Here is a 21,484-nt window from a genome sequence, read left to right on the forward strand (position 1 = left end):
GATGAACAGATATACAGACACTCCCCTCTCAACAGGACCTGAACCATGCCCCTATTGGTAGTCGAAGACGACGACATCGTACGTTTGCTGATCGTCGAAGTGCTCGACGAAATGGGCTACACCATCGTTCAAGCGGCAGATGCCACCGAAGCCCTGCGCGTGCTTGAAGATGACGGTCAGCCGCTGGATCTACTGATGACCGATGTCGGGTTGCCGGACATGCGTGGCGAAGATCTGGCGAAACAAGCCCGCAAGATCCGGCCCTCCCTGCCGGTGTTGTTCGCCAGCGGTTATGCCGAAAGTGTCGACGTGCCCGAGGGCATGCACTTGATTGGCAAGCCCTTCAGCATCGATCAGTTGCGTGACAAGGTGATGGCGATTCTGGGCGCGCCCTGACCTCGAATTCAAGGTGGCCGTCCAAGCGGCACCTGTTCAACATTCCCGACGCAGCAGATAGGTGTCCATGATCCACCCCTTGCGCATGCGCGCTTGTTCTCGCACTCGCACAATCTGCCCTTTGACCTGCTGCAGCGGGCCCGCGATCAGCAGCTGATCCTCGGTGCCCAAGTAGGCCCCCCAATAAATCGTCAGTTCGGGGTCATCGAGCGTGGCGAACGCGCACTGTCCATCGAGCATGACCACCACGTTGTCGATCCTTGCCTGTTCGGCCAGGCGTCTGCCTGGCAGCACTGTCAACGGCTCGCCGATACGATTGAGCGGAATCTGGTGGCTGGCCGCCAAAGCCTGAACACTGCTGATGCCGGGGATGACTTCCAGCGACAATGCCACACCGAGCTGGCGAACCCGGTCAAGGATGCGCAAGGTGCTGTCGTACAGGGTCGGGTCCCCCCACAGCAGGAACGCGCCGATATCACCTGGGCGCAATTGGTCGCGCAGTGTACGGGCATACAACTGCGCACGCTGTTCATGCCAGTCCTGTACAGCCGCGGCATAGTCGGTGGCTTGGTCATCGCGCTGCGGGTCATCCATCGACACCAGACGATAACTACCGGCCGCAGCGTGCTGCTCAAGGACACGCCTGCGCAACTGCACCAATTCATCTTTGTCCGCGCCCTTTTCAAGCACGAAGAAAACACTGGCGCGTTTGAGCGCATCGATGGCCTGCAGCGTCACCTGGCGCGGATCACCCGCCCCAATGCCAATCAGCAGGAGTGTATGCATCGTCTTTTCCGCCGAGTTTTCCTCATGGTAGTGGAAAAACAAGGCCTGGAGGCAGTGCAAACTTTTCGGGCTATCTACTATGTCGACCTATTGGTCAGCCCACAAACGCCTTAGGCTCTGTACGAAAAGCCTTGATACTCGGTGATGCTGCGTTGAAAACAACCCCGGAATGCTCATGTCCGGAAACTCAGCTTCCTCGGCTGTTTTCGCCTTGCCTGACCTTCGTCTTATGCCTTTTCACACAGCGCTAGAGCATCAGGCCCGTCGTACATCACCAGAGCGAGAAGTTGTAGCTCACAATCACCCGTGTCTCATCCATATCGCGCGCCCACTTCTCGTAGTTGCTGCGATAGGTGGAGTTTCGCAGGCGCACGCTGACATCCTTGAAAGTGCCGCGCTGTACCTGGTATTTGAGCTCGGTGTCGCGCTCCCATTCCTTACCCTCGGCATTGCTGCCTGGGACCTTGATGCTGTCACCGTTGATATAGCGGGTGAAGAACGTCAGCCCGGGCACACCCAGGGCTTTGAAGTCATAGTCATAACGCACTTGCCAGGACCGCTCCTGGGCGGCGGCGAAGTCATTGACCTGGGCGTAGTTGACCAGGTAGGGGTTGCTGCCGTCGAGGTACGGCATGGCGCTTTCGCCATACATCCGCTGCCAGCCGGCGCTGACCTTGTGTCCACCCAGGCTGTAGCCGAGCATGCCGCTGAAGGCGCGGTGGTCGATTTCGCCGGCGCGGGCATTGCCGATATCGTCGCTCTTGATCACCCGCAGGTCGGCCGACAGGCTGCCCACCGACAGGGGCTGGTTGGCCACTACGCCGAGGAAGTGCTGGCGATAGATGTTTTCCAGCTTGGACACCTGGTAGGTAGCGGTGACCCGGTCATTGAAACGGTAGTCCAGACCGGCCAGATCGAAGTGGTCGGCCTCGATATCGCAGGCATAACGCTTGTTCTTGCAATGCACGCGGATATCCTGCCGGTCGGTAGAGTCCCGTGCGGTGTAAGTGTTTAGGCGGGCCAGGGTGAACTTCAGGTCGCGCACTTCTTCGGAAGTCAGCATGAAGCCGTGGAACAGGGTCGGAAGCAGACGGCCATCGTTGTACTTGAGCAACGGCATATCGGGCATCATGGAGCCGTACTTGAGCACGGTATTGGATACCTTGACCTTGGCCGCGAGCCCCATCTTTGCATACTGATCGGCAGAGTGGCGTGGGTCGTGGCCAGAGGACGGCATCAATCCGCTGTTGCTGTCCGCCGGACTGGAATCGAGCTTGAAGCCGACCATGCCCAGCGCATCCACGCCAACACCAACCGGCCCTTGGGTGTAACCGGACTGCACATTCAGGATGAAGCCTTGCGCCCACTCTTCACGCTTGGAAGCGCCCTGGCTGGAACTGCTGTGACCATCGCGAAAATCCCGGTTGAAGTAGACATTGCGTGCTTCGACCTTGGCACTGCTGTCTTCAAGAAAACCGGCGGCCTGGGCATCGACGCCGGCACACAGAAGAAACAGGCCGGCAACACGGCGCCCGGGGGCGAGAGGAAAAGGGGCAAACATGCGGGGGAACATCCAGAAATAAGGCGAAAACAATCCGCGAGCAACAAGCGACGCGGCAATGCGCAATGGCCAAACATTGGGCGGCCATCATCTGAAATGGTCACGTAACCGCTCTGGTACGCACCATTGGACCATGGTCTAAAAGGCCCCGCAGAGCACGCCAAAAGCGTTAAAGATCGCGGTTCAAAAAACGTGTAAAGTTCCCACCTTACTTATAAAAAGTTTGCGGTTTACCCACTAGCAACGGGTGCTACACTCGTTATCAGCGAACAGCTGATACCCACCCACGTGGCCGGCGTTTATCTTTCTCCCATGTTCGTCACGCCCCGCCACGAATGACGTACAGGAGTGAAAACAGTGTCCAGACTTGCAGAGTTTCGTGCTGCCGAAAAAGCGCTCCAGGAACAGATGGCTCAACTGGAGGCGCTGAAAAAGGATGCCGGCCTAAAACGCGAAATCGAATTCGAGCAGAAACTAGTCGGCCTGATGAAAAGCTATGACAAAAGTCTGCGCGATATCATCGCCATCCTTGACCCCAAAGCCGTTACCCGGGTTTCGAGCGCAGCGCCGAAACAGCAGCGCCGCCCCCGCGTGGTGAAAGTCTACGAAAACCCGCATACCGGCGAGCTGATCGAAACCAAAGGCGGCAATCACCGAGGCTTGAAGGCTTGGAAGGAGCAATACGGCGCCAGCACGGTGGAAAGTTGGGTGCGCTGATGAAACGTCCACGCACACTTCACGCTTTTTTCACATCGACTCCCCCAGTATCGAGACAGCTAAAGGACTAGCGACCCCATCACGCGCCCGCACATGCGGGCCTCTAATTCCAGCGCCCTGCCTCATGCAGGGCGCTTTCATTTGCGCAATCGGTTCACTGCCGTATCATGACACCCTGTCTGTTTTTCGCTGGTGCCTAGCCGCCAGCCCGTCTCAGGAGTACCTATGAGCCTGCACGAACTGCACTCGCTGCCTGGCGTTACCGCCCGGCCAGACGCCGCTACCGCCAACTTCGTCTTCAACCACACCATGCTGCGGGTCAAGGACATCGAGAAGTCCCTAGACTTCTACACCCGCGTCCTGGGCTTTAGCCTGGTGGACAAGCGTGACTTCCCGGAAGCCGAATTCAGCCTGTACTTCCTGGCCCTGGTCGACCCGGCGCACATCCCAGCCGACGATGCCGAACGCCACCAGTGGATGAAGTCGATTCCAGGCGTTCTGGAGCTGACCCACAACCACGGCACCGAGAGCGACCCGGCGTTCGCCTACCACAACGGCAACACCGACCCACGCGGCTTTGGCCACATCTGCATCTCGGTGCCGGACGTGCGCGCAGCCTGCGAACGCTTCGAAGCGCTGGACGTTCCGTTCCAGAAGCGCCTGAGCGACGGGCGCATGAAGCACCTGGCATTCGTCAAGGACCCCGATGGCTACTGGGTCGAAGTCATCCAGCCGACCGAACTCAAGGACTGATCTTTCGTCGGTTCGCGCTCGTCGGGCCGGGAACTCCCGGCACCTTGCTGTGGTATATGAAGGTAACGGCTTCACATGCCACAGCGAGGTAAGGACGATGCAAACCCTTCACTGTGAATACCGCGACCACACCATCACCGCCAGCGTGATGCCCCACCCGGACTCTCCCCTGCCCTACGCGGCCGGATGCCTGATCACAGATCCCGAAGGCCATACCAGCCGACGCATTTCGATGCCGATGAAGTTCTTTGCCGACCTGGACAACGCCCAGCATGTGTCACTGGCCCATGGCAAGGCATTGGTGGACCAGCGGCTGGATGGAGGCCACAAAGCATTTTGATCGAATGCCGGCTCCTGCAGGCGCGCGGGACGCCTGCGGGAGCTTGCCGGCGACTCAAAGGTCCCGCGCGTAAGCCACTGCTGCCTCGACCTGAGCCTTCGACGGTCTTACGCCCGTGTACAACACGAATTGCTCCAGCGCCTGCAGGGCGATGACCTCCAACCCAGTGATCACCGGCTTGCCCAATGCTTCAGCGCGGCGGATCAGCGGTGTGCGCGCTGGCATCGCCACCACGTCGAACACTCGCTCGGCCGCGGCGATGGCCTCTTCGGAAAATGCCAGTTGCTCAGCCTCGGGACCACCTGCCATGCCGATCGGCGTCACATTCACCAACATCGGAGGGCAGCGATCGCCCAGTTCGGCCAGCCAACGATAACCGCAGGCATCGGCCAACTGCCGACCGGCCTGCTCGTTACGGGCAACGAGGGTGCCCTGACGGAAACCGGCATCACGCAGCGCATGGGCCACCGCCTTGGCCATGCCGCCACTGCCCCGCAGCGCAAACGCCGTGCCGGGGTCGACCTGGTGCTGTTCCAGCAATTGCCGAACGGCGAGGTAATCTGTGTTGTAGGCCTTCAGGTAGCCCTTGGTATTGACCAGCGTATTGACCGACTCGATGACGGCGGCGGAAGGGTCGACTTCATCCACCAATGCCATGCAGGCCTCCTTGTATGGCATGGACACCCCACATCCACGGATGCCCAGCGCACGAATACCCGCCACCGCCGCCGGCAGGTCATCGGTGGTCATGGCCTTGTAGTAAAAGTCCAGGCCCAGTTGCTGGTAGAGGTGGTTGTGAAACCGCACGCCAAAGGTACCCGGTCGCCCGGCCAGGGAAATGCACAACTGGGTGTCTTTGCTGGGAGATGTCGCCATTACCGGCTCCTTACTCGTCACTGAATCGGTTATGCAGCCTAACAGAGACCTGTGGTGGCGTCCCTTACACAACCTTTACCGTCTCCCTGCGCTCAGCTGACAGTCGCCTGGGTCATAGTGGAGGTACACGCCCCCCTGAACCGTCAGGTCGCCGGTGATCGTTGATAAAGCTAATGACCACTATCGAGGAAGTTGATTTCAAACCTCTCTGGCTGCTGCGTAAGGTAGGGCCATGTTTTACAGGAGGTCCACATGGCCACTATCCAGATCATGTCCGTCGTCGGCAGCGCCGTCCCAAGCGCATTGCGTGAGCAAGGCCTGCTGGCCTGCTGGTACCTGGTACGCAATGGCGAAGCCGTCAGCGGCCCACTGATGACTCGCGCCTCGGCCCAGGCCCTGGCCCAGCGACTGCAAGCAGACACGCTGCTCGCCTGACCCTATTTGTTGTGCGTTGCTCCCTACGCCCTTCTGGCCCGCCTATGGCGGGCTTTTTTTGCCTTCATGGCCCGGCGGATGGGGTCACCTGCTTTCTGACACCTACAATGCCGATCGCTCGGGCCATTTCATCATGAATGTGTGATCTGTGCCGATGAGCCTGCGTCTGAAACGCTACCCCTCGCTTGTCGTCTGGGGAAGTGATTACAGGGCTTTCCATGCAAACGCTGTTGAACGAGATTCTCGACGAAGTGCGTCCCTTGATCGGCAAGGGCAAAGTGGCTGACTACATTCCCGCGCTGGCCGATGTGCCTGCGCAGCAGTTGGGCATCGCCGTCTATGGCAACGATGGCAGCTACTACTGCGCAGGTGACGCCCTGGTGCCGTTTTCGGTGCAGAGTATTTCCAAGGTGTTCAGTCTGGTCCAGGCGATTGGCCATTCAGGTGAAGCCATCTGGGAGCGTCTTGGCCATGAGCCCTCAGGTCAACCGTTCAACTCGCTGGTACAGCTGGAGTTCGAACGCGGGCGCCCACGCAACCCCTTCATCAATGCGGGCGCGTTGGTGATCTGCGATATCAATCAGTCGCGCTTCGCCGCGCCCACCTTGTCGATGCGCGACTTCGTACGGCGGCTATCGGGCAACCCCCGTATCGCCATCGATGCCCGCGTCGCGGATTCGGAGTACCAGTTCCGCGCGCGCAACGCCGCCATGGCGTACCTGATGCAGTCATTTGGCAACTTCCATAACGAAGTCGAGACGGTGCTGCGCAGTTACTTCAGTTACTGCGCACTGCAGATGAGCTGCCTCGACCTGGCCCGTGCCTTCTGCTTCCTGGCCAACGATGGGTTCTGCAAGCACAGTGGCGAGCAAATCCTGACCCGACGCCAGACCCAGCAGGTGAACTCGATCATGGCCACCAGCGGGCTGTACGACGAAGCGGGGAATTTCGCCTACCGCGTGGGCTTGCCAGGCAAGAGTGGCGTAGGTGGCGGAATAGTGGCGATCGTGCCGGGTCAATTCACCGTTTGCGTGTGGTCGCCGGAGTTGAATACGGCGGGCAACTCGTATGCCGGGATGGCGGCGCTCGAGTTGCTCAGTTCACGGATCGGATGGTCGGTGTTCTGACCCGCGGGTGGTGTCGCCTGGCCGTCAGGCTGGCCTGCGCCCCAAAGCTGCCTTGGCGTCAGCAGTGAGCGCTGCGGGAGCGCCGCCGACCTCGCAGGCCCCTTCGGGTCGAATAAGGCCGGTCGTGGATGTTGCATCGCAAACCGCACCGCCTACGCGCTTGGGGAAATCAAAAATGGCGTACCGGATTAAATTTCCTTCACGTTGCGCCCTTTAGATATAAGGCATTCGACAGCCGTTCAGCCATACTCCAAAGATGTTTTCCGCGTTTTGAACAGTTTACGCAAGTGAGGAAAGCCCGTATTTACGGGCCTTCCAGCCCGCCTCATCACTCTGAGATACCCACCAAAACACAGCTATTGGTACAAAAAGTGGTACGAGCTTCCCTGTGCATCCATCCAGCACTTTTGGCAAGCAAGAACCCGCCTCTTCCGGCGTTCTGCCAACCCTAACTCCCCTCTCAAGTTGACACCCCGACAGGCCCCTCATGCTCGAGCGCCCACAGCCGGGCAGCCTCGGCAAATTCCAGCATGTCGGATAACTCACCGTCGTCCACCTCGCGGCGGCGATGAGCAGCAAAGGCCATTTCACAGAGCACGGCGGCACGCCCATCCGGATCCGTGACCAGGGCACCCTGGTCGTTCAGTTCGGCCAGCCAGGCCGGCGGCAGACTAGTTGCCATACGACCCCTCCGCCCGGCACCACCAGGACTGCGCGTAGAGCACGCCGTCGACCTCCTCCACGCCATTGATGTTCATGCCGAGCTGGGCCATGCCGTTGACCTTGGCATCTAGCAGGCGCGGGATGATGTCTCCGCTCGGCGTCGGGTTGAAAACCCATGCCTGGGTAGCCACCCGGCCAAGCACCTCGGAGTGATGCTCACCGATGTGGATGTCGGCCTTCAAGGCCTTGACCTTACGAAGCTGGTCCGCAGGGATTGCCACGCCGCGTACTCGGCGACGAACAACGAGGAAGTACATAGCTCACCGACACCAATACTGTATATGGATACAGTATCGTATCCACCAAGTCAGCACCCCGGCAACTGCCGGTCAGCGGATCAGTGCAGCGGGGGTAGTTCCTTGCCGCGCATCTTGGCAATCACGCGAAGTTGGTAATCGGAGACGACTTGGAACAGCGACTCAGCCAGCAAGCGTAGGCGCTCGACCTCTTCAGGCGGCGCGCCACAGTCCTGGGCTTGGTGGTATTCCCGCATGGCGTCGATGGCCTGCTGAATCAGCGGCTCGCCGGCCTCGACCATCCCAATGAAGGTGCGCTTGTCCATTGCTCTTCTCCGTCCACCTAGACCGCCCATTATAGGCAGTCGCTACGGAGCCTTCATGTGATCAACCACCGCCTCGCACGCCAGTCCAGCTATTCGGCTTCGCTCAAGCGCTGTCGCGAGGTCTCCCGCCATTCGGTCAGACTCCTCAAGCAATCCCCCGAGCACCACGACGGCAGAGGTTCCTGCCTGGCGCTGCTGGGCAGCGATGGTATCGCAGGTGGCTCGATGGCCGTCTCGCAGTCTGGCGATTTCCCAGCGCAGCCCGTCAGCAGCAGACTCAGCATTAGCGGCGCGGCCTTTGGCCAGTTCCAGTTTCTTGCGTGCACTCTCACCCTCCTCGTCCGCCGCGGATTGGCGGCGTAGTTCTTCAGCTCTGGCCTGGGCTGCGACGCGCCGGTCGCGTTCGGCCACCTCAAAGCGGTATTCGGCCAGCTGGCCGCGCGCGGTACCGGTTTCGCCCTGGGCGGCCACGACGCGATACTGCTGGCCAGCGGCGGCAAGCAGTAGAGCTGCAAGCCACCAGCACCAGGCCGGCACAAGCCTCACCAGCTGCTCCATGACGCCTCCCAGTCCGGCAGATCGACCGTCTGGCCGGCCAGCGCGTGAGTGCAGTCGCCCAGGTACTGGATGCGACCGTCCGTGACGAAGGAATGGCATACCTTGGCGACCTTGGTCTGCACGATCTCGCCGCTCAGAATCTTGTCGCGGATCTCCAGCGTGGTGGCCGGTGGATCCCACTCATCCCATTGAGCCAGGACCGATGGCGTGAATGTCGGGGAATCTGCGTTGCCGTTGTAGCCCCAGCGCGGACCGGGCCCCGCGCCAACCTGGAGGCTATGTGGCGCATCGCAGCCCTTGCAGAAGAACCACAGCGATCCGTCATGTGCCTGGCCCAGGCAGCGGCCTATCGTTTTGATGGTCATGCCAGCACCCCTCCCAGTTCGACCCAGCGCCCGAGCAGCTTGTCCAGGCGGTGCGGGTTCTGCCCGTAGGTGCTGCCCGGGAAGCTGGCCCATATGTTCGAGCACTTGGCGATCGCATCGGAGATGCGGCCGGCCTTGATGTCCTCCAGCGCCCGACGCTCGCGGATCTGCTGCAGCGCTACACGGTCCTGGTTCTCCGGAGTGAAGCCGCCCTGCAATCGCAGGCTCACGCGGTAGGCGTCCCAGTAGCGTGCCAGCAGCTGGTACCGGCCTGCTGCCGTGCTGGTAACTGGTTTTCCGTTGATGGGGAAAGTCAGCTTCTGACGTGGGTGATCCTGGTAGCCGGTGAACAGGCCGCGCCCGTACAGGACGTTGTAGCCGTCATCGCTACCCTTGACGGTCGCGGTGCCTTCCGAGAAGGCGATCAGGTCCAGGAACCGGAGCACATTTGCGCCACCGGCCTGGGCCTCAGTCAGTCGAGCCATGGTTTTCTCCAGGCAAAAAAATACCGCCAGGTGGCGGTAGGTTGATTCAGTGCATCTCAGGCCTGCGAGCCAGTCCTGAGATGCAATCTTTGATTGATCACCTCAACTGAGCAATGTAGAGGTCTGCCGAGAAGCGCCGGGTAGATTTTATGGATGGATTCTTTAGAGCAGCCAACATAGGCCGTCCGTTCGATGTGAATATCCACGGAGAAGAGAAGGAACCTTTTTCCACCAAAATCTTTTTAGACCCATTGGATATGTCTTGTTGGACCAACCCTCCATTAGGAGGTGAGCTGACAGCGAACGCCCCACGAGAATCAAGAGAGGCACCTCCAGCGTAAGTATGAACCGCAGCTTCTGAAAGCGTAACAATGGTAGATACTGCTCGGCTTTCAACGTTGACAAATGCAACCCTGCTCACGCCGCGTGAACCACCACCTAACATTTGGCTGAACGAAACAGCCACTGTCCCGTTGTCTAGCCATTTTGTCTCATATGGGACTGTATCTTGAGTTGAGTTTTCTCCGAGCTCAATTGGAATTTCAATCAGAGACTGGAGCGAATCGCTTGTAACAACCAGAGTGAGTCCATGATGTCGCTTAGTTTCTGCCCTATAAATTGCATATGTCATCGCGCATCTGCCGTCAGGAGAGACTGTCATCGGCGTTGAATAAGGGAACGTTCCCGCTCCAAACCCTACAATTTGAACTGGATCAGACCAGCTATCTCCACCGTCCTCTGTCCATCTCGCAACTGTGCGCCGCCACTCTCCTATACTGTATTTACCGACACGCTCTTGGAGGGTGTGCATGAGGACGATTCGCCCATTTGGCAAAGACACGAGTGAGGCATACGTAGATCGACCACCATCGAGTATCTTTGCCCCATCCCAACCACCTACATCCCCAGGCCTGCTTGTCCGGTTCATCATCAGCGGAGTGGCGTGATTGCTGTAGCATGCCAGAATCTTGTTCTTGTGCTTTCCACTGGGAATTCTTATTAGGGCCGGAGACCCATGATCGCTTGAATCATCATATCGATGAATAACATTCGATCGCCGCACCAATAGTTCGTCGGTAATTTCCGCAATGACAATTTCTCCGCGAGAAGTAATGTATCCAAAGCAGAACCCACCATCTAGGTCGGCGGCTGCGGGCCGGTTGTACCATAGGCTGTACGCGTTCTGAATGGTAAGTGGTCCTGGTGGCGCAATCCTGCGAAGTAAAGGGGTCGCCGTGGCGATAGCTACAACACCAGCCGAAACAAGAAATTCCCTGCGATTCATGTTTTCCGCTCAAAACCAACATTATGCATGAACCGCACCGACGGCGCGCGCCCCCCAGCCGTTCACGCCCCCTCCAAAAACAGATCACGCTCGGCGGCGCGGCGGCGCACCAGCCACACCAGAACCTTCCCGCCACCCTTGTTCCAGCGCGGGAACTGATCGGCGGCTGCGGCATAGTCGCCAGCGTTTAGCTTACGCAGCAGCGTCGACCACTCCAGATTTGCGGCGCCAAGGTTATAGGTGAAACTCACCAAGGCATCCCACTGGTTTTGGCTGAGCGGCACAGTCACCAGGCGCTCGATCTCTGGCTCGAAGCGCTGCACGTCATTCAGCAGCATGCGCTCGGCCTGCTCCTTGCTGATCTTCATGCCGACATTTACTCATCGAGTAGTGCCGTAGCCGATGGTCCAGACGCCAACAGCATCTTGGTAGGCCTGCAGGCGCAAGCCCTCGAACGACTTGATCAGGCTCAAGCCGCGTTGTGATGTACGCATGGGTTTCCTCCAGGCAAAAAAATACCGGCTGATAGCCGGTTGGTTTGGGTCAGATGGGCAGATAGCAATAAGTGGTGAATGGAAGGGATAGCGGACAGCGAAAGCAGAGCACCTAAATCCACAGCGACCCCTGACGTTTCCCGCTACCACGCCCGAAAAGTCGGCATACCCACATGCAAGCAGCGGCGAATAGATCACCTGAGATTGCCGCAATCGACACTTCGTACCGAGGCGATGGCCAACCAGATCAAAATTTCATGTAGAATTTCGCCGCTTTCAATGCCTCGAGGTGACAAATGGTCGGTAAAATCAAGGGACTTGATGGGCTTCGAGCCATTTCAGTCTTGCTCGTAATCATGTCTCATGCGGAAGCATGGCAAGCGCTCGGAATTACTAGCACTGCCGTCCGTTCAGCTCTAAGCGCGCAGACCGGAGTCAATGTGTTTTTCGTACTTTCCGGCTTCCTTATCACATTTCTCCTCATAAAGGAGAAAGATGCAACAGGGAAAGTTGACATAATAGCCTTCATAAAGCGAAGAGCACTTAGAATTTTCCCCCTGTACTATTTGGCTATATTCTTCCTCATGTACATAGATTACACGAGCAGAGCCAATATCCCCAACTGCTCATTCGCATACGCACTAACATATACAGTTAACTTCTACCCAAAAGAATGCGCATACTCCGCAATGTCACACTTTTGGTCACTCTCTGTAGAAGAGCACTTCTACCTATTCTGGCCTCTTATTTTCTGCCTCGGAAATAGAGTCGCATTCATAACGGCTACCGCCATAGCAGTGGCATGCGTAACAATTGGAACATCTATATACCCTGAAAGCCAAAGATTTTACATGAACCGCTGGACATTCCCAGCAATGCTGCCAATCCTCGCAGGATGCATGCTTGCTTTCGTATGCAACGCAAACTACATAAAAACCCTGTTCACTGACAAGTCAAAATCAAACATACTTCTAGTTTCAATATTATTCGGCACAGCAACCCCCGCCTTTTTCTCCTCTGACGCCATATGGCTTACGTCCGTATGCGCTTTGGTACTTTATATATACCACAATCAAGGATCTACGCTAGTACGCATGCTGGAAATCAAGCCGCTAGCCGCCCTTGGCATTATTAGCTACGGCCTTTATGTATGGCAAGGTATCTTTACAGGAAATGGACCTTATCGCGGCGGCGCAACCTTCCCGCCAAGCGTAGACATTGGTGTATGGCTGACGTTCGTTGTCGCTCCTTTGAGCTACATCTTCTTTGAGCGCCCATTGATCAATCTAAAGTCTCGCTACTCTTGGAAAAGCAAACCGCAGAGCGCGGCACAAGATAAAAATATTCCACAGCATGAATAACTGACACACACTATCTTCGACACTGCACTTTAAAGCATAGTCATCACAATACACCCGATGACTATCTAGAGACGCACAAGCTTACGAAAGGACGCTTTCAGCATGAAACTGCCTGTTTTATTGGCCGCACTCTACATCATATCAAGTCCTGCCCAAGCAACAGTGGATGACAAAAAAAGACTTGCTGGCGGAACAGATGTTGAACTCGCCCCATTCCAATGGTCCAGGATGAAGCCTTCTGTATTCAACGAAGAAGGACTTAAAAAGACAGCAGAGAAAAAAGACCCACTGCGACCATTCTTTTTTGCCTTCCGTCTTCTCATGATGCATGAAAGAACCGGAAACCAGGAGAACTTAGATCTTGCCAAAAGAACCCTAGACTTCATGCTGGATGAGTATCAACCTGCAAGTCGCGATGCCAATGGTACTCGCTGGTTCTATGGCTTTGACTATGACAAGGGCATCAAAGCCCCATGGTGGTCTGGCATGGACGGCTTCTTCGGCCCAATGACCCTCTTTGCTGGTTGGCAAGCAACCGGTAATGAACGTTACCGAGAAGCAGCACTGAAAAGCGCTCATCTTATGCTTAAACCGCCTACCGAAGGCGGAGTACTATGGCGAGAAAACGATACCTGCTGGATATCTGAGTATTCGTGGAAAGGAATAACAAAAGATAAAGAGTACCACGTTCTCAACGGGCATCTCTGGGGGCTCCAAGCTTTGTACATGCTTGCGGATGCGTCTGGTGACAAGCAACTTATGGAAGCCTATGAGTGCGCAAAAAAGGGGACCTTTAGCCGACTTCCACAATACTACAGTACAAATGACAACTGGACCTGGTACCAGCTTGTCCCCAAAGTAATTAACCCCACTCATTACAGCATAATAGAAACAGCTCAATTTAGAGCAATTGCTGCAGTCACCGGCGACGACGCTTACAAAGAACCTGCCCAACGGCGCGCAGACATTTTCAAAAAAGCATATCCTCTTTACCTAGTGAAAACACCAAAGGGTCTGCAAATACAGTTCTCCATGATGGGAGCGCCAAATGCATACTGGACCGACACTTATCCGGTCACCGCAAGCTGCAAGGTTAATGGGAAAATTGTATCCACTACGAACAACGACGCGTACAGCGAAAAGCCATTGCCAGAGAGAATGATTCTACGCCTTCCTGTAAAATCAACCCCAGATTACTGCAATGTCACTGTGCACAGCAATGTCGATGTCCCCATGTACAATCAGGACAAATTCGAAGTAATAAAAAGCAGCGCCGAAGATAAGATAGATTTAAAGCCTGTCGCCTTATTACAAGGCAAGCTAAGCACAAACAATACAATCGATGTCACGCCTGAAAAAGGTGAAAGCGCCAAGCCTGGGGAAGCCAGAATAGTCATCGACATTAACCGTGACGTTTCCGTCTCGGAAAAAATAGCACTTGTGCTTCACACAACCCAGGAATCACAGCTTGAAATCATTCTTCAAAGCGACGATGCCAAACTGGCAACAAGCTATTACCCAATCCTGAAAGGCGACAAAGACAATATTGTCGTCCTTAACAAGCTTGGATTCAAAAACGGATCAGACCTTGGCAGTAAACTAGCTAAATTATCGCTTAGAATTTACACGAAGCCAAATACAAATAACTTTGAAGTGCGCATCAAGGAAGCCTCTATAATCAGAAATACTTCTAACCTAGAGGCATTCCTCAAAAGAAACAAGTCAGCCAATTTCCCGCAGCAGTAATTATTGAGCAGCCACATCTCAAGCAGCCACAAACACTAAGAGCAGCCTAGTATTTATCCGCATTAGGCCGCTCTTAGTTACTACACCTCATCAACACTCGCCTCCCATCCAAGCCTGACCGTTATCCCAGCAGTGAATGTTCCTGTAGTGGCGATCATTGCCGGTCTAATAGCGAGGGCGTTGACTTCGTACACTTTCGGAACTGCTACGGACGCCCCGATCAGGCCTTGAGCCGCGCCCGTCGGCAGGTAGATTCCAGGACTAGGAGCATTAGGGATCTTCGAGTACGGATATCGGAACGCTTGCGCCGTCGCTGGAACCACCTGTGCGGCAGTTGTTACGACATCCACGGAGCCAGTTTGTCGCATCTGCTTGGTCGGAACGTTTGCGATCTTGGCGTTTGCCAAAATAAGGGCTGTACCCGCAGGGCCAAATACGTTGTCTACGCTCAGATATCCAGAGTTCATTGTCGCCAGAACCTGGTCATCAGCGCGGAGGAAGCTCCTGGCAGTTGCAGCGCGGAGTTGCAATCCATCGATCAGCGCATTGCAGTTCTGCGCTGTGGCACCGCGCGGGCGGAGTCCTACAACGTCGGTATTGCTTATTGCGTTAGGAGCCTCCACCGTTACATTCCTCACCGTCAAGAGTAGCCCCTCTACAAGCGATGAACTTGGGGATATGTAAATGTAGGCGTTCTGGAACCCATCCCCGTAAGTTATTAACCGGCAGTTTTCGATAGTATAAATGCCGCCCTGGCATTCGGTGCCATACACGCATTCTCCGGATTGGCTACTAACCCCAAAGATTGTGCTATTCCTGACGGTCGGATTTCTTCCCGAAAGCATAACGCCATTGCGGAACACGCAGTTGTCATACGTGATACTGTCAGCATTGCCGTGCATATCGCCGGAGTATGTATCAGCTGCTAAATCGATGTTCTCCAAAACAAGGCCGTACAAAAGGCCGTTCCTGTTAGGAACCGAACAGACTCGGTCATAGCCGCCGAGGGCTACTGCGTGACGGGTTGCGCCGCATGTGCTGCCAGTGATGGTGAAGTTTTGACAACTGGCAATGGTCAAGCCGTACTCATCGTTAACCGATGGCGATCGGTTCACTCCAGATACGGCATTAATGCTTACATCAAAGCACCGGTCTACCACAAACGGCGTATATAGTGTAACCCCGCTGCTATATAGATTTTGCAACCGTACGGTATCGCCGAGCGTCACCTCTATAGCGCCCATGGAATAAGTGGCGGACGGGGTGACATGCAAGCCATCTACGGTGCAACGAACGCCGCGCAATCTATAAACATCCACGGCGCCTAAAGAATAAGTCGAGGTTGCCGTGCCGTAAACGGTGGCTACGTTCCCGCTAATCGAGTGAACGCGGAACATCTCACCTGCGCGGTACGACGGGCGGTCGGATAACCAGCTTCCGTCTGTTGGGTTGTAAACAATGATTACGTCTCCGGGGACAAGGTCCGGAGGGGAAGGAAATGTTAGAGTGCGATCCCCACGGTTGATGTTCTGGCTCAGATCTGAAATTTGAACAAGATCACCCCGAGTGAGGATCCCTCCGTCTACCCCGGCCATGCTCAGATCAATGTGAGAGGCATAGCCGTCGCCCGAATAGACGATATCCCTAGTACACAGGGTGCCTTTGTTGAGGACATAATGCCCGCCAGGTGTGTGAACACGCGGCGCTCCGCTGTTGATTGCCGCTTGAAAGGCCGCCCAGTCAATGGAATCAGTCAGCGCCGTGGCGTGTGGGTATACGGCCTGAGCAGCGGAAAGAGTGGCGAATCGCTCGGACAGCGGATGATAGGTGCCGTCAGCGATCGCACCATAGTCTTTGACGTTAGCAGTGTCGTTCAGGCGATCAGCAACGGTGCGCTGGCGGTAACCGATCATGCTCGCACCGGAAGCACTTGCCAGTGCATCACGCAGCGATCGATCAACCTGTGCCACTAGGAGGTTTTGATCATCAATCCAGGTTCCGCTGAGCTCCACTGGGAAGGTGGCTGGCAGCTTTACGCTATAGAGATTGTCGTTTCGCTGGATCAGCTGTGTTGGTCGATCAACGGTAAGCTGCGTGCCATCCACATAGATTAACGGAACTGGCTCAAAGCCTTGTGCGGCTAACCACTCGGCCACCTGTTGTTCCATTCCATACAGGGTCCTGCGTTCGACACCAAGCCGATCAGGCGCAGTGACTCTCGTGCGGTCAGTCGCCCAGACGTCGATCACGCCAGAGTTATCGTAGAGGTCGCGCGGATCGCTCGAGCCATCGGTTCCAACCGGGTTGCCAGTGTTGTAGCGCATATTTTCTCCGGGCATAAAAAAGCCCGCTCAGTGGCGGGCATGCTCGATTAAGGGTCCGGTCAAGCCGGCGGGGATTGGTCGTCGTAGGTGTAAACGCGGGCGTCGTAGGGCATGCCCTTCATGGCGACGTTGCCATTGGCTGGGTCGGAACTGGTGATTAGGACCGGGTATGCCCAGCGTGCTGCAGGCCCGAACAGGATGTGTGGCGGCTCCAACGGGCCGTCTACCACGGGCGTGAAGTCGAGCGCGTCAACCCGCACCGTGTACGGATCAACCTGAGTGGCGGTCCACGGCCCGGACAGCGTGCCGTCCAGTTTGCGAATGCCTATTCGGTGCTCGCCGCCAGCGCTGAAGTCCAGCGGTTCGGATGAATGCAACAGCGTGCCTGAGCCAGCCACCTCGAACCCAAGCAGGATCGCGCTCTGGCACCGTTTAGGAGCGTCATCCGCAACGGCCGCGAAGCTCAAGTAGCCGCTGTTGCTGCCGTCCATCTCGGTTTCCCAGCTGTAAACGTCGGTCCTGAACTTCTGATGGCCACGGCGGCGCATGCCGATGCGCCAGGCCCTGGTCCTGTCGCTGATCCCGGGCATCTTGATCTTCTCGACCTTGATGCCAAGGTCACCAGGCCAGCGGCACTCGACCGTTTCCCATGCCCAGCTGGTACTGGAGAAAAACTCCACATCCACGCCATCGAAGTCGTTGATCGACGGCATGGCGCCGCTGATCTTGAGCATCTTGGTCATGTTCTGCGGCGAGTAGGTCTGGGTCTTCGGCCCGTAGGTGACATCGAAGGCCGCTCGGGCACTGTCCCGTACCGGGCGCAGCAGGCCCCGGAACGTCACCAGTTCGCCGAACCCGCACGCCAGGGCGTTGTTCACCATGTCCTTCACGGTGATTGTCGAGTCCAGCGTCTCGTCGTAGGTGTCGCCCCGGGCCACGCAGATCTCGTGGAAGGCCTGCCATTCTGGCAGGTCCAGGTCGTCGTCCGTGTAGCCACGCTTCTTCAGCTGGTAGATGCACCAAGGCGCGATGTCGCGGGTTGGCCCGGTACCACCCTCCATAAGCGGCAGGATGGTGGTCGACTCTACGCTGATCTGGCTTTCCGACTGGGCAGATAACCGGTCTCCCCCGCGAATCTTGCAGGTCATCACCGTCAACCCGGGATAGCTGGCAGGCGAATTGACCATCAGCCCGCGCAGGTCATACCACGTGACATCGTCGCGCGCTTCTTCGTTGGCTCGGCCACCAAGCTGCACGAAGCGCTTCTTGATGCGCGCCTCTGCTCGCATCGGGTAAGGCAGCACCACTCGACTGGTGAAACCTTGCGAATCAAGGGAGCCGCCTGAGTGGACCTTCTCGATAACGGTCCACGCGCCGGCCACATCCATGTCGCGGTACTCGAAGGTGTGGTAGGACGGGATAGAGTAAATCTGACCTTCCCGGCCTATGCCGCACAGCCCATTGCCGAAGAACACCGAATATTCGATCTCGGTGATTTTCTCGCCTTCCGGGCAGCAGGCAAATGGCCCACGATAGCCGCCTTGCAGGTTCGACGAGTCCAGCGTGATCAGCCCGTTAACGGTCTGCATGCTGTTGAAACCAGGCCAGCCTGCATCCGTAGCGCCGGATGAGGTCAGCCGCTCAACCTCAAGCAGGCTGGAACTGAAGGCAGTAATCCGGTAGCGCAATCCACGTGGGCCAATGGTTGCCATGCCCTGGCCTAGCGCCAAGCCGAGCACCGGAGAGCCGCCGTCGTAGTTCAGCGTCATTTCGGCCGACTGTTCCGGAATGGCGCTGGTGGTGGCGGTACCGGTGACGCCGACCGGCGATGCGCCGAGGATGGTGGCGGCGCCGGTGGCGGTGATGGCTTGCCCGGCAAACGGCGTCAGTTCTACGATGCGCAACACACTGCCGCTGGCCTGGGCCTGGAATGGCATTCCGCTGAACAGCGTATTGAGCGCCGATACCAGGCCGGCCAGGTTGGTGGTGGCGGTGTTCAGCGTGATTGGGTAGCTGGTCGCGCCACGGAACAGGGTGAAGCTCAGGGGCGTGACGTTGAAGTCGTAGCGGGTTGGCGCCGCTGAACCGGTGAGCGTCGAGGTTGTGCCGGGATTTGCGGGCACGGCCGGGCTGTAGGGCGTATAGCTGTTCACCACGTACAGGCCGGCATTGGCCCCAACGACCTCGATCAGCATGCCGACCGTAGGGTTCAGCATTTCCAGCGGCCCGCGAATGATGTCGCGGCCAGCGCCGCCATCGATCACCGTGTAGGTGTACGGGGCCAACACACGAACGATGATGCCGTTCGACCAATCGGACGGGAATTCACCGGCCCCAGAGGGAACGCTGATGTTGTCGCCGGTGAACTGGTACGCCGACGCGGAAGCGGTCTTCGTCAGGGTTGTCGCGGTAGTCAGCTCAAGCCCCGCCGACCCGCTGGAGCTTGCCCCAACCTCAGGCACGTTGAACCAGTTCAAGTGCGCAGTATCGGCGGACAGGTCTGCGCCAGGTTGATAAATAGCGAATTCCGCATCGGCACCGAGCGAGATCAGCGGAGTCTGGCCGACGCGAACCTTGCTCGAAGGTATGTCATACAGGCCTTCACCGATGTACAGCAGCATCTCAACCCGCTGATCGCGCGCGCCGGCGAAATAGCGGCGCGGCTGGACCAGGTAGGATGGGTAGGTTCGCTGATGGCCGGCGATCTGCCGCACAGGGTCACCGAGCTTGACCTTGTTACCCTTGGCGCTGGCCTCGGTCAGCGGGTCACCCTGCTGCGTACCAGCGCTTGACGGCATGCCCGGCATCTTCGGCATCAGCGCTTTCAGCACCGCCTTGGCGCCCTTGAACAGGGCGAAGGTAATGGAGAACGGGTCGGTACCCTTGGGCTCGCGGTAGATCTGCAGCAGGTCGGTCGGCTTGAACTTCACCTTGTGCCACAGGTGCTGCTCAATTACCTCGTCATTCAGCACGGCACTGATTGGCGGGCTTTCCCGGCGCTCGTAGGACGGCGCCAGGGATTTCAGCCACTCCTCGATGGTCATGCGGCGGTCGGTCTTCCAGGTACCGAGCGGCGCGGTGTCACTGAGTTTGTTCGGGAAGAATTCGACGGTCACGGTAGTAAACCACTCTTGGATGCGCGGCTTCGAACTCGCCGGTTGTCCGGAGGCAGGCGCCACCGGGGTTTGTGTCCAGCACCTTCAGCCGTCCCTCGCTCAGGAGGACCGTACCGACATGCAGGAGCGCCGTTCCGCGCAGCACCGCGGCAATGGCTCCAGGCTCCGGGGTGCACTCCTCCATCGCCTGACGGAGGCTGCGGTAGGCCTTGGTGTTTTCACGGATCTTGTCCTTGCCAACCGCTCCCAGGGATGGGAGCCAAGACAGGCCAAACAGGTCGTGGCGGATTGCCCGGCACATCCCCCAGCAATCGAAGGCAATAGGCCCCCGTGCACCCTCGCGATACGGGGCGCGCATGAATTTTTCGATCATGGTCAGATGTACTTCAGGCCGGGCGCCAGAGAGGTGGTCAGGATGGTGCGGAGACCGTTGGTGTTGAGCAGGTCGAAGAAGCCGGCGGTTAGCTTGGCAACATCGTCCTCATACTCCCGGCTGAGCAGCGTCATGCGGTACCGCTCTTGCGGGAACGACAGGTCTTCGGCCAGGTAGCGGCGGAAGGTGATGATGAATCGGTCGTCGGCGGCCTTGGCCTCCTCAACAACCTCCTGCACCTCGCCGGTCACATTGTCCAGTCCGAGCACCAGGTTCTGGAACGCACTGTTGTCGTTCTTGGGAAGGGCAAGGTCCATGGCCATCGCGATGAAGGTCAGCGTGCGGCCGTCCTCAGTGGTGCAAACCCGGTCTTCCCATCCCGAACAGTACAGGTGGGAGATGGTGCCGCCCTCCTTCCTGGCTTCGATGGTGTCGACCAACTCGCCCCTGCCCGAGGCGTAGCACTCCTCGATAAGGCTCATGCTTCAGGCCACTCCCTGTTCGCCGAAACGTCGATGACGTTCTTGTTGAACCAGTACTCCGGGAACTGCTCCCAGCCTTCAGGGATCATCGGGCGCTGTTTGAGCTGCAGTACCGCCGAATAGCGCCAGCGGCTGACCTGTGTGAGGTCAGGGCCCTGGTAAATGGCCTTGAAGTGCGCCTGGTAGGTAGTGAACCCTGACGGCAACTGAAGCGGCATTTCAAACCATTCCATGCCGTTGCTCAGGGTTCTCGCATACCAGGCCTCAAAGAAGCCGGCCTCGGCCTCACTGAAGTTGAAGTTAAACCTCACTTCATTCGGGACATAGCTGTGCCTGACCCGGTACCGTGTGCGTCCGGTGACCATCTGCGTAGCCTGCATCGGATCGACCGTGCTAAGGCCATACCCCTCCTGCAGAGGAAGTGGCAATTCTGCCGGGTATTGAATCATTGCCGTTCCTCAGCTGAGGTTTGCGTTTAGGTGAGAGGGCTGAGGCCCAGCGCTTCCTCGATGCGGGCGAGTCGCCGTTGCAGCAGCAGTTCTTTCTCATCAGGCTGGAAAACAGGCTCGGGCACAGTTGCGCCCGGCCCGTCGTCGACCTCGTCGGTTTCGGTGGTCAT

23 protein-coding genes and 1 pseudogene are annotated in these 21,484 nt (G+C 57.5%); 8 read left to right on the forward strand and 16 right to left on the reverse strand.

Annotated features, from left to right (window positions below; translation table 11 throughout):
* Positions 1-45: 45 nt before the first annotated feature.
* Entirely contained in the window at positions 46-396 is a 351-nt protein-coding gene (locus H620_RS0107860; RefSeq protein WP_023381147.1) for a response regulator, read from the forward strand.
* Positions 397-432: 36 nt separating this feature from the next.
* Here the strand turns inward: H620_RS0107860 and cobF are convergent, their stop codons facing one another.
* Together cobF and H620_RS0107870 are read right to left on the reverse strand one after the other, a co-directional pair.
* Complete coding sequence (cobF, locus tag H620_RS0107865; protein WP_027907094.1) at positions 433-1,182, reverse strand: precorrin-6A synthase (deacetylating); 750 nt, start codon at positions 1,180-1,182, stop codon at positions 433-435.
* A gap of 271 nt (positions 1,183-1,453) precedes the next feature.
* Entirely contained in the window at positions 1,454-2,743 is a 1,290-nt protein-coding gene (locus tag H620_RS0107870) for an OprD family porin (protein ID WP_023381149.1), read from the reverse strand.
* Positions 2,744-3,100: 357 nt separating this feature from the next.
* On the opposite strand from H620_RS0107870, the gene H620_RS0107875 reads away from it, so the two are divergent.
* From H620_RS0107875 to H620_RS0107885, 3 genes are all read left to right on the forward strand, one after another.
* Positions 3,101-3,460 (forward strand): histone-like nucleoid-structuring protein, MvaT/MvaU family, encoded by a 360-nt coding sequence (locus tag H620_RS0107875; protein ID WP_023381150.1) that lies wholly within the window; start codon positions 3,101-3,103, stop codon positions 3,458-3,460.
* Positions 3,461-3,685: 225 nt separating this feature from the next.
* Complete coding sequence (gene gloA / locus H620_RS0107880) at positions 3,686-4,213, forward strand: lactoylglutathione lyase (protein ID WP_027907095.1); 528 nt, start codon at positions 3,686-3,688, stop codon at positions 4,211-4,213.
* Positions 4,214-4,310: 97 nt separating this feature from the next.
* Positions 4,311-4,553, forward strand: a complete 243-nt coding sequence (locus H620_RS0107885; RefSeq protein ID WP_023381152.1) for a hypothetical protein — start codon at positions 4,311-4,313, stop codon at positions 4,551-4,553.
* Positions 4,554-4,607: 54 nt separating this feature from the next.
* Here H620_RS0107885 and H620_RS0107890 read toward each other — a convergent pair whose 3' ends face one another.
* Complete coding sequence (locus H620_RS0107890; RefSeq protein ID WP_023381153.1) at positions 4,608-5,429, reverse strand: shikimate 5-dehydrogenase; 822 nt, start codon at positions 5,427-5,429, stop codon at positions 4,608-4,610.
* A 252-nt stretch (positions 5,430-5,681) separates the two neighbouring features.
* Between H620_RS0107890 and H620_RS0107895 the strand changes: the two genes are divergently transcribed.
* Together H620_RS0107895 and glsB are read left to right on the forward strand one after the other, a co-directional pair.
* Entirely contained in the window at positions 5,682-5,864 is a 183-nt protein-coding gene (locus H620_RS0107895; protein ID WP_023381154.1) for a hypothetical protein, read from the forward strand.
* A 218-nt stretch (positions 5,865-6,082) separates the two neighbouring features.
* Complete coding sequence (gene glsB, locus H620_RS0107900; protein ID WP_023381155.1) at positions 6,083-6,991, forward strand: glutaminase B; 909 nt, start codon at positions 6,083-6,085, stop codon at positions 6,989-6,991.
* 460 nt (positions 6,992-7,451) lie between these two features.
* Here the strand turns inward: glsB and H620_RS0107905 are convergent, their stop codons facing one another.
* The 7 genes and pseudogenes from H620_RS0107905 to H620_RS0107935 all read right to left on the reverse strand — a co-directional run bounded on the left by H620_RS0107905 (position 7,452) and on the right by H620_RS0107935 (position 11,463).
* Positions 7,452-7,673 (reverse strand): hypothetical protein, encoded by a 222-nt coding sequence (locus H620_RS0107905; protein ID WP_027907096.1) that lies wholly within the window; start codon positions 7,671-7,673, stop codon positions 7,452-7,454.
* Positions 7,663-7,971: a hypothetical protein gene (locus H620_RS0107910; protein ID WP_027907097.1), complete on the reverse strand. Its 309-nt coding sequence runs from the start codon at positions 7,969-7,971 to the stop codon at positions 7,663-7,665. The genes H620_RS0107905 and H620_RS0107910 overlap by 11 nt, the downstream gene beginning before the upstream one ends.
* Positions 7,972-8,051: 80 nt before the next feature.
* A complete protein-coding gene (locus tag H620_RS0107915) occupies positions 8,052-8,276 on the reverse strand; it encodes a hypothetical protein (RefSeq protein ID WP_027907098.1) in 225 nt (74 codons plus the stop codon).
* 42 nt (positions 8,277-8,318) lie between these two features.
* Positions 8,319-8,834, reverse strand: coding sequence for a DUF2514 family protein (locus H620_RS0107920; RefSeq protein WP_049818729.1), 516 nt, complete (start codon positions 8,832-8,834; stop codon positions 8,319-8,321).
* Positions 8,819-9,199, reverse strand: a complete 381-nt coding sequence (locus tag H620_RS0107925) for a ubiquitination-like system serine protease family protein (protein WP_049818730.1) — start codon at positions 9,197-9,199, stop codon at positions 8,819-8,821. Before H620_RS0107925 ends, H620_RS0107920 begins: the two co-directional genes overlap by 16 nt.
* A complete protein-coding gene (locus tag H620_RS0107930; RefSeq protein ID WP_027907101.1) occupies positions 9,196-9,684 on the reverse strand; it encodes a glycoside hydrolase family 24 protein in 489 nt (162 codons plus the stop codon). The genes H620_RS0107925 and H620_RS0107930 overlap by 4 nt, the downstream gene beginning before the upstream one ends.
* Before the next feature lie 1,347 nt (positions 9,685-11,031).
* Positions 11,032-11,463: pseudogene (locus tag H620_RS0107935) on the reverse strand (lysozyme).
* 296 nt (positions 11,464-11,759) lie between these two features.
* On the opposite strand from H620_RS0107935, the gene H620_RS0107940 reads away from it, so the two are divergent.
* Together H620_RS0107940 and H620_RS0107945 are read left to right on the forward strand one after the other, a co-directional pair.
* Complete coding sequence (locus H620_RS0107940; RefSeq protein ID WP_027907102.1) at positions 11,760-12,824, forward strand: acyltransferase family protein; 1,065 nt, start codon at positions 11,760-11,762, stop codon at positions 12,822-12,824.
* 102 nt (positions 12,825-12,926) lie between these two features.
* Positions 12,927-14,570 (forward strand): D-glucuronyl C5-epimerase family protein, encoded by a 1,644-nt coding sequence (locus tag H620_RS0107945; RefSeq protein ID WP_027907103.1) that lies wholly within the window; start codon positions 12,927-12,929, stop codon positions 14,568-14,570.
* A gap of 80 nt (positions 14,571-14,650) precedes the next feature.
* Here H620_RS0107945 and H620_RS0107950 read toward each other — a convergent pair whose 3' ends face one another.
* The 6 genes from H620_RS0107950 to H620_RS27165 are packed head-to-tail and all read right to left on the reverse strand — an operon-like array spanning position 14,651 to position 21,484.
* On the reverse strand, positions 14,651-16,894 hold the full coding sequence (locus H620_RS0107950; RefSeq protein ID WP_027907104.1) for a phage tailspike polysaccharide lyase family protein: 2,244 nt from the start codon (positions 16,892-16,894) through the stop codon (positions 14,651-14,653).
* A 59-nt stretch (positions 16,895-16,953) separates the two neighbouring features.
* Positions 16,954-20,010 carry a host specificity factor TipJ family phage tail protein gene (locus H620_RS0107955; protein ID WP_027907105.1) on the reverse strand — a complete coding sequence of 1,019 codons (3,057 nt, stop codon included), beginning with the start codon at positions 20,008-20,010 and terminating at the stop codon, positions 16,954-16,956.
* Positions 19,976-20,383, reverse strand: coding sequence for a hypothetical protein (locus H620_RS0107960; protein WP_027907106.1), 408 nt, complete (start codon positions 20,381-20,383; stop codon positions 19,976-19,978). The genes H620_RS0107955 and H620_RS0107960 overlap by 35 nt, the downstream gene beginning before the upstream one ends.
* Positions 20,384-20,385: 2 nt before the next feature.
* Entirely contained in the window at positions 20,386-20,865 is a 480-nt protein-coding gene (locus H620_RS0107965; RefSeq protein WP_027907107.1) for a DUF1833 family protein, read from the reverse strand.
* On the reverse strand, positions 20,862-21,314 hold the full coding sequence (locus tag H620_RS0107970; protein ID WP_027907108.1) for a hypothetical protein: 453 nt from the start codon (positions 21,312-21,314) through the stop codon (positions 20,862-20,864). The genes H620_RS0107965 and H620_RS0107970 overlap by 4 nt, the downstream gene beginning before the upstream one ends.
* 26 nt (positions 21,315-21,340) lie before the next feature.
* Positions 21,341-21,484, reverse strand: a complete 144-nt coding sequence (locus H620_RS27165; RefSeq protein WP_167332795.1) for a hypothetical protein — start codon at positions 21,482-21,484, stop codon at positions 21,341-21,343.

Origin of the sequence: Pseudomonas taiwanensis DSM 21245 (assembly GCF_000425785.1) — a bacterium.
GTDB lineage: Bacteria > Pseudomonadota > Gammaproteobacteria > Pseudomonadales > Pseudomonadaceae > Aquipseudomonas > Aquipseudomonas taiwanensis.